Genomic DNA, 13400 nt, shown 5'->3' with positions numbered 1-13400 from the left:
GTCGTTCTACCATTAAACTAATCCCCAGTATAACCTATGTAGGCTGTCGAAGCGGGGAGTGTTTGGCTCAACCCGTCCGTTGAAAGGCGTTCTAGTGTTGGATGCTTTCGATGTCAACTGACCATCTGAAAGGTTTTCCCGATTTTTGTGAAAATCGCTGTTAGAAAGGCGGCTCTGTGAATAAAACTCGTTATTTATAAGTAGTTTATGGGTGTTTGGTGTGGTTGCGCCGCCGCAACAAAGCCACTGGCAAAATGAGTGAGCGGAACACGGGAAAAGCAGTCCTCCCGAAGGAGGTTATAGGTTCAAGCAGTCATTTATTTGGAAAGAATGGCTGGGGATCCTGGACTCGAACCAGGACCGACGGAGTCAGAGTCCGCTGTTCTACCATTAAACTAATCCCCAGTAGAACCTATATGGTCGCCGAAGCAGGGAGCGTTTGTCTCAACCCGTCCGGTGAAAGGGCTTCTAGAGTTCTGGTGCCCTAATGTCAACGCATGATTTTCTGTTTTTTGAATAATCTCTTGGAATTAAGGCGCAAACAACCGGTTCTGTGAATATTTAGCACGTTAACTGTCGGATTTGACGGGTAAATACGTAATAGATGCGCTGTTTTTCCACCGAGCGCCGCTCTGTTTATGCCCTTCCTAATCCAATGCCTCACAGTTGATGGGAAGTTTCATTCACAGTTTCAGGGCGATATCGAAACATGACATCAACTCCCTTCTTGAATTTGCCGATACTGGCAAGTGCGCAGGCTCAAAAGCACGTCACCATGAACGAAGCGCTTTGTGCGTTAGATGCTCTAGCCCATCTGGCGGTTAAGTCCCGCGTTAGTTCTTCGCCACCCGCTAGTCCTTTCGAGGCTGAGCGATATCTGGTTCCTCAAACGGGCGCGGGGAGCTTTGCCCAGCAGTCTAATAAAATCGCAGTGTTCCTCGCAGGTCACTGGCAGTTTTTTGATCCTCAAGCGGGTTGGCTTGTTTGGGTGAAGGATGAAGGCACCTACCTGATCTATGATGGTGCGCTTTGGCGTGAGCTTTCCAGCCTCAGTGATCTGGTTTCTGCTAGTGAGCTTTCCGAAGGTTCACTGCAAAGCCTTGGAGTGGGGGCAGCTCCATCTCCGGATCAAAAGCTCATCGTCTCAAGCAACAATACCGCTATTACCCATGATCCTTCTGGCAGCGGCAGTGCTTTGCTTCGTGTGAATAAAGCTGCGAGCGGAAATGAGGCAGGGGTAGCGCTGCTCAGTAACTGGGTTACAAAAGCGCTCCTCGGTCTTCTAGGTGACGATGGTGTATCGCTAAAGGTATCTGCGGACGGTTCCACTTTTCGCGAGGCCATGCGCATTGATGGTGTGACAGGCGCTGTCAGTTTCCAGCAAAACGAAACAGTGCTGAGTAGGAGCGAAAATGGTGCGGAAAGTCGTTGGGTAACGGTGGAGGAGGAACTCAATCCACTAGGGGGTAGTTTTTCTAGTTCCATTGTTTTGCCTGCGCGAAGCGTTGTCTTTGCGGTGACAACCCGCGTTTTGCAGACGATAACAGGAGCTTCGTCCTGGAGCTACGGAACCGCGGCAGAGCCTCAAAAGTTCGCCAATGGGTTGGGCGGGGCGCAGGGCTCGGTAAATGACGGGTTAGCAAGCGCCATGACTGTTTATTCCGATACGCCCATCCAGTTTACAGCCAATGGCGGCGCCTTTTCCGGTGGTAAAATTCGCCTTGCGCTTCACTATTTCAAACCGGCAGCGCCAACAAGCTAACATTTGCGTTGGCGGGTCTAACCTGTAGCAATTGTAATTTGCATGTATGGGGTTGGGCCTGCCATTGCCGTTTTTGTATAAGCTGTTACTATAAAGGCAACTTTATAGACCAATGGCATCGCTATAGGCGGTTGCCTGACTAAGGCATTGTAATTGAAAAAGACGGGTGATGGGTCCTACTTCGCAGGATCAGGCGCACCCGGTAGCGCAGGACCTCGCTCCTCCTCTAAAAGACGGCGGAGACGACACAAGAAAGGGCAGGCGAACCAGGCCCCTGTAAGGGAAGAAAACCTAAGCTTGTCAGTCGCTTCGGGCCAAAAGGCTCTTGAGGCGGGAAATGCGCGTCCAGAGGGTGCGAAACGGCAGAAGAAGAGCCGTCGCAATAAGCCAAATAGGGCTGAGCGGCGGGCTTTAGCCAGACAGAGCACGTCCAAACCTGTCGTGGAAATCCGGCAGGGCGGTACGGCCGTCGACGTACAATTCCCAGCAGCGCCAAAACCGGCTGCGGAAGAACGCAGTGCTGTAGCCGGTTCTCCGGCAAAAAGTTATCCTGCAAAACTAAAGGGCAATACCCCTAAACGACATGCCGATGGCGATTATCTGGCCAAAGCGCAGGAAGGGTTTGACGCCTCTGCAAAAGTGGCGCGCCGAAATGTTCATGGCCGTCCTGCTTTTGAAGAAGTTCAGGACGAGGGTGGTTTTGTTCGTGGCGAAAAGTGGCCTGCTGTTCAGCGCAATAGAGACCCGCGCGCACGGCGTGGGCCTTTGCAAAGGCGCGATCGTGCGCCAGAGCAAACGCAGCTCTATGCGGCGCTTGACCTTGGTACCAACAATTGCCGCTTGTTAATTGCCCGCCCTGAGCAGCGTGGCTTCCGCGTAATCGATGCTTATTCTCGCATCGTAAGGCTGGGTGAGGGGATTGGCAAAACCGGTCGCCTTTCTGATGCTGCCATGGGCCGCGCCATTGAGGCGCTGAAAGTTTGCCGTGCCAAACTGGAAGAGCGCGGTGTGCAGCGGCAACGATTGATCGCAACAGAAGCCTGCCGCGCTGCTGAAAATGGCCGCGAATTTATCGAGATGGTTAAAAAGCAGGCTGGCCTGTCTTTGGAAATCGTTTCGCAGGAGTCAGAGGCACGCCTTGCTGTTGCTGGGTGTGTGTCTCTGGTGGATCCAAAAGCAGAGGGCGTGCTGCTATTTGATATTGGCGGCGGATCCTCCGAGATCGTCTGGCTGGACCTCCGCAATCGATACGGTGCGCGCGGATATGCGCTCACTCGCTTTGTGCGCACATGGATTTCGCTTCCTGTAGGCGTTGTGAACCTTGCAGAACGGCATGGTGGGAAAAATGTTTCTTCCGCTGTTTTCGAGGACATGGTACAGGATGTGGCAAGAGAGCTTGATGCCTTCCCAATGGCGAACGAGCTTGCTCAGGCAATGCAGTCCGGAAACGTCCACATGCTTGGCACTTCCGGAACGGTAACAACCATTGCAGGGGTTCATCTTGGACTGAAGCGCTATGACAGGCGCCGCGTAGACGGTGCTTGGCTACAAGATAGCGACGTTCATGAGATGATCCAGAAAATGCTCGCAATGTCCTATCAGGAGCGTGTCGAAAATCCGTGTATCGGAGAAGATCGCGCTGATTTGGTGTTGGCTGGATGCGCCATTTTGGAAGCAATCCGTCGGCGTTGGCCATGTGAGCGTTTGCGTGTGGCTGATCGTGGCCTTCGGGAAGGTATTCTGATGGAAATGATGGCTGCCGATAAGGTTTGGCGGAGCCCCGCTTCTCGCAAGTGGAGAGACGCTGGAAAGGAAAATAAATGAGCGGCAATACAAGTGGCCGTGGTCGTGGTGACCGTGGAATGTTCGAGCGGGTTAAAACAGCCCGTAAGCGTTCCAACGCCTCAACTTTGTGGTTGCAGCGCCAATTGAACGATCCGTATGTCCGTCGTTCCAAGATTGACGGGTATCGCTCGCGTGCAGCCTATAAGCTGATTGAAATCAACGAAAAGCACAACATCATCAAGCCGGGCATGCGCGTGGTTGATCTTGGCGCGGCCCCTGGCGGCTGGTGTCAGGTAACTGTCCCTATGGTTGGCTCCAGTGATGAAGATCCAATGGTCGTTGGTATCGACTATCTGGAAGTGGAGCCAATTCCGGGCGTTGTGCTGTTGCAGAAAGACTTTTTGGACGATGACGCGCCAGAAATGCTGATGGCAGCCTTGGGTGGCCATAAGCCTGACTTGGTGATGTCCGACATGGCAGCGCCAACCACAGGTCATCGCCAGACAGACCACCTGCGCACTACATATCTGTTTGAAGTGGCAATCGACTTTGCCCGCCGCAACCTTAAGCCGGACGGGATTTTCCTCTCCAAGGTGTTTGCAGGCGGTGCAGAGAACAAGTTGCTTGCAGAGCTGAAAAAAGAGTTCAAGTCTGTAGCGCACATCAAGCCACCGGCAAGCCGTAAAGAAAGCCCAGAGATGTACATTCTGGCAAAAGGCTTCCGTGGTTCTTCTGTCAACGATGATCCATACGCCTATGACGATGAGGAATAAGAGCGCTTAAAAGCTTTGTTCTTCAAACGGCCATATATAAAAGAAAACCCCGCCATTTCTGGCGGGGTTTTTGTATGTTCAATGCGTTGTGGCGCTTGATTAGCCGCCGTAAACGTCAAACTCGAAATACTTGTCGTTGATTTCTTTGTAAACGCCGTTACCGCGAATAACTTCAACGGACTTGGAGAAGATATCTGCTAGGTCGGTGTCGCCCTTACGTACGCCAACGCCAACGCCTTCGCCGTGGATCTTTGGATCCGGTGTCATGGTGCCCAGCAGCTTGCAGCAGTTGCCGTCTTCACTCTTCAGCCAGTCGGTCAGAACAATGACGTCGTCCACAACCGCATCCACACGGCCGCTTTCCAAGTCCAGCTTGTACTCATCTGCAGTGGGATAGAGGTTTACGTCAGACTTGTTGAACACTTCTTCTGCAAACAGAGAGTGGATGGTGCCGGACTGTGCGCCGATGAGCTTACCTTCCATGGAGTCTGCGGTGTACTCGGTGATGCCGGAGTCCTTAGCAACTGCAACGCCTGGAGGGGAGTTGTAGTACTTTGCAGAAAAGCCGATGTGCTCTTTACGCTCTGGGGTGATGGACATGGATGCCATGATCGCATCGTACTTGTTTGCGATCAGACCCGGGATCAGGCCGTCCCAGTCTACAGAGTGCCATTCACATTCGATCTTCATAGCATCGCACATTGCGTTGCCCAGATCGATTTCAAAGCCAACCAGCTTGCCATCAGCAGTGGTGTAAGCAAACGGAGGGTAGGAGGCTTCAACCGCGATGCGGACTTTTTTCCATTCTTCTGCGCCAGCTGTACCGGCCATCAGAGACATTGCAACAGCGACGCCTGCCAGAAGTGTCTTTTTCATTCTTCTAATTCCCAATAAGAAAGCAGGCGTTTTGTCGGTTGCCTGCAGAATTTGGAGTAAATCTGCGCCGATGCAGTGATATTTCAATAGAATAGACGGATGAAATCCTGATATATCGTCATTTTCCCCGCCAATAGATGTAATGTACCGTCACTATGACGGATATCACGAAAATACCCGTTAAATAAACAATTCGGTATATTGCCGTAGTGTTGTGGATATACTTCCAAAAATAAGTATAGAAACGTAATCTTATGTATTTGGAGCAAAAAGCTTATCTGCGGTGATTCAAAGTAGGTGAAGAAAAACCGCCGCCTGATCCGGTGAAATAACAACTGATCCGGCAAATTGCATGCTGGTTTCCGACGGTTTTCCAAAACCTGATTGTCTGCTGACAGAGCTCTCATTCACCTTTTGGCTGTCATAGGGCAGGCGTCGTGGGGCGTTTCATGTGGCTGCTTGCAACTGCAGTCCCCCGTTTACTTTGGAAAACGGGATGAAACGCTGGCCTACATGCGCTATAGAAAACTCCAAACTTTGTCAGCTCGCACCGATGGCGAGCTTTTTGGATTTGAACAGGCAGACTATGAGCGCATATAAATCTGACTTCATGCGTATCCTCCAAGAGCGAGGGTTCATCCACCAGCTTTCCAATGCTCAAGGGCTAGACGAGCTCTGCGCAGAAGAAATGGTCACTGCCTATATCGGCTTTGACTGTACCGCGACTTCCCTGCATGTGGGCTCGCTCGTTCAGATCATGATGCTCTACTGGCTTCAGCAGTCCGGTCACCGTCCAATCGTGCTTATGGGCGGCGGTACTACCCGTGTTGGCGATCCGACCGGTAAGGATGAAAGCCGTAAGGTACTGACCGAAGAAATCATCGAGGAAAACAAGGCCGGAATCAAAAAGGTCTTTGAAAAGTTCCTCAGCTTCGGTGTGGACGGTAACAAGGCAATCATGATGGATAACGCCGAGTGGTTGATGAAAATCAACTACATGGACTTCCTGCGTGATGTTGGTCGCTACTTCTCCGTAAACCAGATGATCCAGCGTGACAGTGTTCGCCTGCGTCTGGAGCGTGAGCAGCATCTGTCCTTCCTTGAATTCAACTACATGCTGCTTCAGGGCTACGACTTCGTAGAGATCTACAACCGTACTGGTTGCCGTCTACAGATGGGTGGTTCTGATCAGTGGTCCAACATCCTGTCCGGCGTAGACCTTGGTCGCCGCATGGTGGAAAAAGAGTTCTTCGCTCTCACCACGCCGCTGCTGACTACCGCATCCGGCATGAAAATGGGCAAGACTGCAGCTGGCGCTATCTGGCTGAACGAAGACATGCTTAGCCCATACGACTACTGGCAGTTCTGGCGTAACACAGAAGATGCTGACGTTGAGAAGTTCCTGAAGCTCTTCACCATCCTGCCTATGGATGAGATTGCTCGTCTTGCGGCTTTGGAAGGCGCTGAAATCAACGAAGCGAAGAAAGTGCTGGCAACGGAAGCAACTGCTCTCATGCACGGCCGTGAGGCTGCGGAAGCGGCTGCCGAGACTGCTCGTAAGGCATTTGAGGAAGGTGCTAATGCTGCAGGTCTGCCAACTGTTCAGGTCTCTGCGACCGAGCTGGAAACCGGTATTGGCATTCTCAGCCTGTTCGTGACCGTTGGTCTGTGCAGCTCTAACGGCGAAGCTCGTCGTAACGTACAGGGTGGTGCTGTTCGTGTGAACGACAAGGCAGTTCAGAGCCACACTTTCGCAGTCTCTATGGATGATGTGACTGAGGACGGCGTTATCAAGCTGTCTCTGGGCAAAAAGAAACACGTTCTGGTTAAACCAGTATAAGCTTCAGCTTCTATCGGTAATCCAAATTAGAAGGCCTCGCCATTTGGCGGGGCTTTTCTTTTATGAAAAGCGCCAAGGCGCGCCTACAAAAAAGCCCCCGCGCGAAGCAGAGGCTTAAATTGATTATCCCTATAAGTGCTCGCTGCTTGGCGATTACTCTTTGGAGATAACTTTCGCAGTCGCAGCTTTGGATGCAGCGGCAGGGGTGACTTTCTTGCCCTGTTGCTGATCAAACATGCCAAGGCGAACGCGCAGGTAATGGAAGATCTCTTTAGCAACGTTAATGTCGTTTGCTTTTTCCAGACCTTCAAAGCCCGGAGAAGAGTTTGCTTCGCAAATCTTGAAGTGGTCGTTATCGAACAGAAGGTCGATACCAGCCATATCCAGATTGAGGATCTTGGAAGTCTGTGTAGCCAGCCACTCGATCTCTGGGGTGATTTCATATGGCTCTACAGAGCCGCCAGCAGAGAAGTTTGCCTTGAAGCCACCCTGATTGTTGGTGCGCTTGAAGCACGCGATAGCACGGCCACCAAGGGTGAATACGCGAAGGTCGGTGCCGCGGCTCTGGCTGACAAATTCCTGCAGGATGATGTTGGCGTTTTTGTTGGTTGCCTCGATCAGCTGCATCAGGTCTTCAAAGGTGCGGCGGTTTTCAGCAAGGAAAACACCGCTGCCCTGAGAGCCGGAAAGGGTCTTCACAACAACAGGGAAGCCAAGGTCGTTCTCAACCAGATCAGCATTGACAGGGAACTTCACCAGCATGGTTTTTGGAACCGGCAGGTTGTTCTGCGCCAATACCTGCTGGGAGTACAACTTGTCTTTAACCAGATCGATGCTGTTCGGGCTGTTCACAATATGAATGCCGAGACGCTCCATCTGACGCAAAATTGCCAGCGTAAAGTAAGTGGTGCCAGCGCCCATGCGCGGAATAACGAAATCCGGCAGGCTGCGCTTTTCCGAGTTAACAAGGATACTGCGCTCGTCTTCACGGGTAACGATAAGGTCGAACTGGTCTGGACGGAAAACCTCCAGCTCAATACCTTCAAGTTTTGCCTGTTCGATCAAACGGTTGATCTCATAGGCCTCAGGGCGCAGCTGGGTAGCATCGCTGCGGTAGATAATCCAGCCCTTCACGACTTATTGTATCCTCAAATTACGCCTGGCCTTCAGGCTGAGTTTGTTATTATCACGAGGTGAAAGCGTGGTCGGTTATCCATATTCTGCTCAAAACGCAAGAAGAAAACCTCAATGGATTGTTTATAGTTTTACAATCCATCAAATTTTAACAGTGACCTGTGAAGGGAAAGGGATAACAGCACTTGGCGACAATAATATGGATTGACGACGGCTTTATCTAAATAGCTGTAAAAACTTGCTGCAACACCGTTGTCTTCCGCTTGTGTGATCTGGTCTAGCCAATTGTATTTATGAGATTATTTTGTGGCTTCGCAAAAAATGACCCCAGTCCCGCCATCACGGGCAACCGGGGTCTTGCTTCTTGGTTGGATCGCTCGCCGCTTGCAATTACATTGCGCGCTCACAGGCGCTGAGGTGCGGACTTTGGAAGGTTCGATCCTTGCTTTCGGGTTGCCTTTAGAGGCCAGGAAGTCAACGGCATACATCGACCGTTTACGTAGGTTCCCTTTGGACCTTTTGGCTATGATGATAGTGCTGTCGATGCGGTTTTTTGCTCGATGGCAGCATCGCCAATAAAGGTAGAGCCGAGTGTAAAGTAAATTTTTAGGGAAGCTGCCGTCATTTTACTAAGCATCGGTACAAGTGGCCGAGCCATTTGCTTGCTATTTTCTTTCCGACGGCTTGGGACTGTCTGGCGGAACCATGTAAACCTCCTTCGTGAAGATCTGAATATAATGTGGGGTAGGTAGAGCCGAATGTCAAATACTCTTCAGTCTAAATAGGCAAACTACTTATTTTGCAGCCTTATTGGTATGCGGTGGTGAGGTAGGGCGCGTTTGGCAGGCAGAAACGAAAAAAGCCCCGGACCCGAAGGTCCGAGGCTTCTTTAAGCGCAATGACTGCTCCGATTATACGGAGTAGTACATGTCGTACTCCACTGGGTGTGGAGTCATTTCGTAGCGCATGTTTTCTTCCATCTTCAGTGCGATGTATGCGTCGATCTGATCGTCGTCCATTACGCCGCCTGCTTTGAGGAATTCACGGTCTGCGTCGAGAGATTCAAGCGCTTCACGCAGGGATGCTGCAACGGTTGGGATCTCTGCGAGTTCTTCCGCTGGAAGATCGTAGAGGTTCTTGTCCATTGCGTCGCCTGGGTGGATCTTGTTCTTGATGCCGTCAAGACCAGCCATCAGCTGTGCAGTGAATGCCAGGTATGGGTTTGCAGTCGGATCCGGGAAGCGAACTTCAACACGCTTCGCTTTAGGAGAAGACGTGAACGGAATACGGCAAGAAGCAGAGCGGTTACGGGAAGAGTATGCCAGAAGAACTGGAGCCTCGTAGCCCGGTACCAAGCGCTTGTAGGAGTTGGTGGATGGGTTAGTGAAGGCGTTGAGCGCTTTCGCGTGCTTCAAAATACCACCGATGAAGTACAGAGCGTTTTCGGAAAGGTCTGCATACTGGTTGCCAGCGAAGGTTGGCTTGCCGTCTTCCCAGATGGAGAAGTGGCAGTGCATGCCAGAACCGTTGTCGCCGAATACTGGCTTAGGCATGAAAGTAGCAGTCTTGCCGTATGCGTGTGCAACCTGGTGAACAACATACTTATAGATCTGCATGTGGTCAGCCATCATGGTCAGCGGCTGGAACTTAACGCCCAGCTCGTGCTGAGCAGAAGCCACTTCGTGGTGGTGCTTCTCAACAGCAACGCCCATTTCGGTCATCACGGAAAGCATTTCAGAACGGATGTCCTGGCAGCTGTCGATCGGAGGAACCGGGAAGTAACCACCCTTCATACGTGGACGGTGACCCATGTTGCCGGATTCGTACTCGGTGTCCTGGTTGGTTGGCAGTTCGGAGCTGTCAACTTTAAAGCCAGTGTTGTACGGGTCAGCAGCAAAACGAACGTCGTCGAAGATGAAGAATTCAGCTTCTGGGCCAACGAAGATGGTGTCGCCAGCGCCACATGCTTTAACATAAGCTTCAGCGCGCTTTGCAGTCATGCGTGGGTCGCGGTTGTAGCCTTCGCCGGAAACTGGGTCCAGAACGTCACAGATCAGAACCAGAGTGGACTGTGCGAAGAACGGATCAACGTGTGCAGATGCAGGATCTGGCATCAGCATCATGTCGGACTCGTTGATTGCTTTCCAGCCAGCGATGGAGGAACCGTCGAAAGCAACGCCTTCTGCGAACATGTCTTCGTTAACCTGGGAAATGTCCATGGTAACGTGCTGCATTTTACCGCGAGGATCGGAAAAGCGCAGGTCGACGAACTTAACGTCTTTGTCTTTGATCAGCTGAAGGACTTCGTTGGCCGTTGTCATAACGTCCTACCCCTTAATTTTGAGCAGAGAACTGCATGGTTTAAATTGAAAGCCTGCTTCAGTTGGGTTGCTATCGAAGCGGGCGTATAGGTTCTAATTTTGGTGTTAAACTGCTTCTTCACCGGTCTCGCCGGTGCGGATGCGAATTGCTTCTTCAATATTGGAAACAAAGATCTTGCCGTCACCAATACGGCCTGTCTGTGCTGCGTCGCGAATAGCGTCCACTGCCTTTTCCACCAGGTCGTCGTTCAAAACGATCTCGACTTTTACCTTCGGCAGAAAATCAACAACGTACTCCGCGCCGCGATAAAGCTCTGTGTGGCCTTTCTGGCGCCCAAACCCTTTAGCTTCGGTGACGGTAATTCCCTGAAGACCAACTTCCTGAAGGGCTTCCTTTACCTCATCCAGTTTGAAAGGCTTTATGATTGCCTCGATTTTCTTCATTGCCTCCACCTCAGCTCTATTGTTGGGCCGTGTCTGTCAGTGCTGCTATATGCCAGTTCCCATCGCCCGTACAAGTAGCGAATTAGGAGCACTTAGAGACTGCCGAATGCCAGTGTCGCGAGTTCATAAGCAGGAAACGTGCCAACCTTGAAATTTCTTAGAAAGCTTCCAAAAGAGGCAGTTTCTTAGCTGTTCAAAACCCAAGCGTATGCTGAAAAAAATATCGAATGATTAAAAAGTAGGCACGAAGCTCATCAAATGATCATTATTCTACCGTTAGCTTCAATTCCTAAAATGAGTGGAGCTCAAGCAATGGACACGTTATTTTATGTGGACACAGCACGAACGACGGGAGTGAAGCATGCGACTTGTCTCGCTTGATCATATCGTTCTCACCGTACGCGATCTTGATTCAGCAGTTGCGTTTTATCGGGACATTCTTGGGATGGAAGAGGTGGTGTTTGGCGGAGGCCGGCGCGCTCTTCATTTCGGGATGCAAAAAATCAATCTGCACGAAACCAATTCCCCCATCAGCCCTAAAGCATCAGCGCCTACAGTAGGCGGGGCGCACCTTTGTTTTCTCATAGAAGATATGAATGAGGTGATTTCCCATCTATCGCAGGTTCGCGTCGTCATAGAAGAGGGGCCTGTTTATAGAACAGGGGCAAGCTCACCGCTTCTTTCTATTTATGTTCGCGACCCTGATGGCAATCTTATCGAATTGTCCCAGCCGCAAAATGTGGTGATTGCTCCTAATCAGATGGAGGTGTGAGTCTGTGGAACTCCAATTGCTAACCCCTTCGCAAATGGGCCACGCTGATAAGCTGACAATTGATAGCGGCACGCCGGGCATTAGCCTTATGGAAGAGGCTGGCCGCGGTGTTGCATCAGCGGTGTGCCGTCTTGCGCGCTATACCTCCACAATTTTGGTTTTGGCAGGTCCTGGTAATAATGGTGGTGATGGTTTTGTTGCCGCCAGACATTTGCGCCAGCGCGGTTACCGCGTCGAGGTCGCTCTGCTGGGCGATCCCTCCAATTTGCGCGGAGACGCACAGCTTGCCTTTGAGGGGATGGGGCAGGGCCTTATTCCCTCAGAAGATGTCCTTGATCTTCTAAAAACGCTCAATGCAAGTGATGTCGTAGTGGATGCGCTCTTCGGTGCCGGTCTTTCCCGTTCACTGGATGGGCTGGCAGCGCAGTGGGTCAATGCCACAAATGACAGCCTAGCCCGTGTTGTTGCTGTAGATCTGCCCTCCGGCCTAGATGGTAGGACAGGGCAAGTGCAGGGCTGCGCTATTGATGCGGATATCTCGGTTTCTTTCTTTCGTGCAAAGCCAGGGCATTATCTCTACCCCGGCCGAGAGCTGAAAGGGAACTTGGAGATCTGTGATATCGGCATTCGCCCGAGCGTGCTTCCAAGGCTTGGTGACCTGATTCAACTCAATAGCCCTCGCTTTTGGCAAAACGCGTTTCCGGTTCCAAAACGGGCAGGGCACAAGTTTGAGCGTGGACATATGCTCGTTATGAGCGGTTCGCGTTTTCGTACCGGCGCCTCTCGTCTAGCGGCCTATGCAGGCCAGCGTGTTGGACTTGGTCTTGTTACCGTGGCCGCAGAAGAGCAAGCGGCGCTGATTCATGCAGCGCACTTCAGTTCTATTATGGTCGCTGAGTGCAATCAGTCCGAGACGTTAGAGGCGCTGCTATCCGATCCTCGATACTCATCAGTGGTTATAGGGCCGGCAGCAGGTATCGGAGAAAAAACGCGCCATAATGTGTCGCTGTGTTTGTCTCTGGCAAAAAGCGTTCTTTTGGATGCCGATGCTCTGACAAGCTTTGAAGACAGTGCGCCTGAGCTTTTCGAGTTGATCGATCAATCGAAGGCTCAAGTGATTATGACCCCTCATGGCGGCGAATTTCACCGAATTTTCCCAGATCTATCGATAGACGACAATCTGTCCAAGGTGGAGAAGGCCCGCGAAGCTGCTATTCGAAGCGGAGCCGTGGTGGTCCTGAAGGGGGCGGATACCGTTATCGCTTCTCCAAAGGGTCATGCGCTCATCAACTATAACGGAACGCCTTGGTTGGCGACTGCTGGCTCAGGTGATGTGCTGGCGGGAATCTGTGGCGGATTGCTCGGACAGGGAATGGATGCCTTCGAAGCAGCTGCTTGTGCGGTCTGGTCTCATGCGCGGGCAGCTGAAATGTCCGGTATATGCCTTACTGCAGAAGATTTGATCGCCAAACTACCGTTCGTCATCAATGAGATTTTAGAGGGGGAGGCGCCTCTTTAAGGTACTTGAGCCTGTTAAAAACTATCTCGATAAGGGCGCCCTAGTGGATAACTGGGGCGCTTTTTTACCAATTTAGGGCTGTGAGGCTTGGGGATACTACTCAAATTCGGGGTATTTTTTGTGAAGGTGTGGATGATCATAGCGAAGGGTAGTTGACTTCCACGCCGCTCGCCA

Annotated in this window: 10 protein-coding genes and 1 tRNA gene; 6 read left to right on the top strand and 5 right to left on the bottom strand. The window is 51.5% G+C overall.

Annotation, left to right across the window (positions count from 1 at the left end; all coding sequences use genetic code 11):
• Positions 1–331: 331 nt before the first annotated feature.
• Positions 332–405, bottom strand: a tRNA-Gln gene (locus E1162_RS05590).
• A gap of 304 nt (positions 406–709) precedes the next feature.
• Between E1162_RS05590 and E1162_RS05585 the strand changes: the two genes are divergently transcribed.
• The 3 genes from E1162_RS05585 to E1162_RS05575 all read left to right on the top strand — a co-directional run bounded on the left by E1162_RS05585 (position 710) and on the right by E1162_RS05575 (position 4320).
• Entirely contained in the window at positions 710–1762 is a 1053-nt protein-coding gene (locus E1162_RS05585) for a DUF2793 domain-containing protein (RefSeq protein ID WP_155128059.1), read from the top strand.
• A gap of 297 nt (positions 1763–2059) precedes the next feature.
• A complete protein-coding gene (locus E1162_RS05580; protein WP_155128056.1) occupies positions 2060–3586 on the top strand; it encodes a Ppx/GppA phosphatase family protein in 1527 nt (508 codons plus the stop codon).
• Positions 3583–4320: an RlmE family RNA methyltransferase gene (locus E1162_RS05575; protein WP_155128053.1), complete on the top strand. Its 738-nt coding sequence runs from the start codon at positions 3583–3585 to the stop codon at positions 4318–4320. The genes E1162_RS05580 and E1162_RS05575 overlap by 4 nt, the downstream gene beginning before the upstream one ends.
• A gap of 99 nt (positions 4321–4419) precedes the next feature.
• Here E1162_RS05575 and E1162_RS05570 read toward each other — a convergent pair whose 3' ends face one another.
• Positions 4420–5196 (bottom strand): transporter substrate-binding domain-containing protein, encoded by a 777-nt coding sequence (locus E1162_RS05570; protein ID WP_155128050.1) that lies wholly within the window; start codon positions 5194–5196, stop codon positions 4420–4422.
• A gap of 586 nt (positions 5197–5782) precedes the next feature.
• Between E1162_RS05570 and tyrS the strand changes: the two genes are divergently transcribed.
• Positions 5783–7036 carry a tyrosine--tRNA ligase gene (gene tyrS / locus E1162_RS05565; protein WP_155128047.1) on the top strand — a complete coding sequence of 418 codons (1254 nt, stop codon included), beginning with the start codon at positions 5783–5785 and terminating at the stop codon, positions 7034–7036.
• A gap of 153 nt (positions 7037–7189) precedes the next feature.
• Here the strand turns inward: tyrS and E1162_RS05560 are convergent, their stop codons facing one another.
• The 3 genes from E1162_RS05560 to E1162_RS05550 all read right to left on the bottom strand — a co-directional run bounded on the left by E1162_RS05560 (position 7190) and on the right by E1162_RS05550 (position 10935).
• Positions 7190–8170 carry an ATP-grasp domain-containing protein gene (locus E1162_RS05560; protein WP_371311820.1) on the bottom strand — a complete coding sequence of 327 codons (981 nt, stop codon included), beginning with the start codon at positions 8168–8170 and terminating at the stop codon, positions 7190–7192.
• Between the two features lie 911 nt (positions 8171–9081).
• Entirely contained in the window at positions 9082–10491 is a 1410-nt protein-coding gene (gene glnA / locus E1162_RS05555; protein ID WP_155128044.1) for a type I glutamate--ammonia ligase, read from the bottom strand.
• Between the two features lie 105 nt (positions 10492–10596).
• A complete protein-coding gene (locus E1162_RS05550; RefSeq protein ID WP_155128041.1) occupies positions 10597–10935 on the bottom strand; it encodes a P-II family nitrogen regulator in 339 nt (112 codons plus the stop codon).
• A gap of 361 nt (positions 10936–11296) precedes the next feature.
• On the opposite strand from E1162_RS05550, the gene E1162_RS05545 reads away from it, so the two are divergent.
• Positions 11297–11707 carry a VOC family protein gene (locus E1162_RS05545; protein WP_155128037.1) on the top strand — a complete coding sequence of 137 codons (411 nt, stop codon included), beginning with the start codon at positions 11297–11299 and terminating at the stop codon, positions 11705–11707.
• A 4-nt stretch (positions 11708–11711) separates the two neighbouring features.
• Positions 11712–13226: an NAD(P)H-hydrate dehydratase gene (locus E1162_RS05540; RefSeq protein ID WP_371311819.1), complete on the top strand. Its 1515-nt coding sequence runs from the start codon at positions 11712–11714 to the stop codon at positions 13224–13226.
• Positions 13227–13400 lie beyond the last annotated feature (174 nt).

It is taken from the genome of Pseudovibrio flavus (assembly GCF_009711345.1).
In the GTDB taxonomy this organism is placed as follows: Bacteria; Pseudomonadota; Alphaproteobacteria; order Rhizobiales; family Stappiaceae; genus Pseudovibrio; species Pseudovibrio flavus.
The sequence above is the reverse complement of the archived record's forward strand: the minus strand, read 5'-3'. Positions and strand labels throughout refer to the sequence as shown.

Coding starts and splice junctions, on each gene's coding strand:
- E1162_RS05550 (WP_155128041.1), bottom strand. CDS start 10,935: ATGAAGAAAATCGAGGCAATCATAAAGCCTTTCAAACTGGATGAGGTA.
- E1162_RS05585 (WP_155128059.1), top strand. CDS start 710: ATGACATCAACTCCCTTCTTGAATTTGCCGATACTGGCAAGTGCGCAG.
- tyrS (WP_155128047.1), top strand. CDS start 5,783: ATGAGCGCATATAAATCTGACTTCATGCGTATCCTCCAAGAGCGAGGG.
- E1162_RS05575 (WP_155128053.1), top strand. CDS start 3,583: ATGAGCGGCAATACAAGTGGCCGTGGTCGTGGTGACCGTGGAATGTTC.
- glnA (WP_155128044.1), bottom strand. CDS start 10,491: ATGACAACGGCCAACGAAGTCCTTCAGCTGATCAAAGACAAAGACGTT.
- E1162_RS05570 (WP_155128050.1), bottom strand. CDS start 5,196: ATGAAAAAGACACTTCTGGCAGGCGTCGCTGTTGCAATGTCTCTGATG.
- E1162_RS05545 (WP_155128037.1), top strand. CDS start 11,297: ATGCGACTTGTCTCGCTTGATCATATCGTTCTCACCGTACGCGATCTT.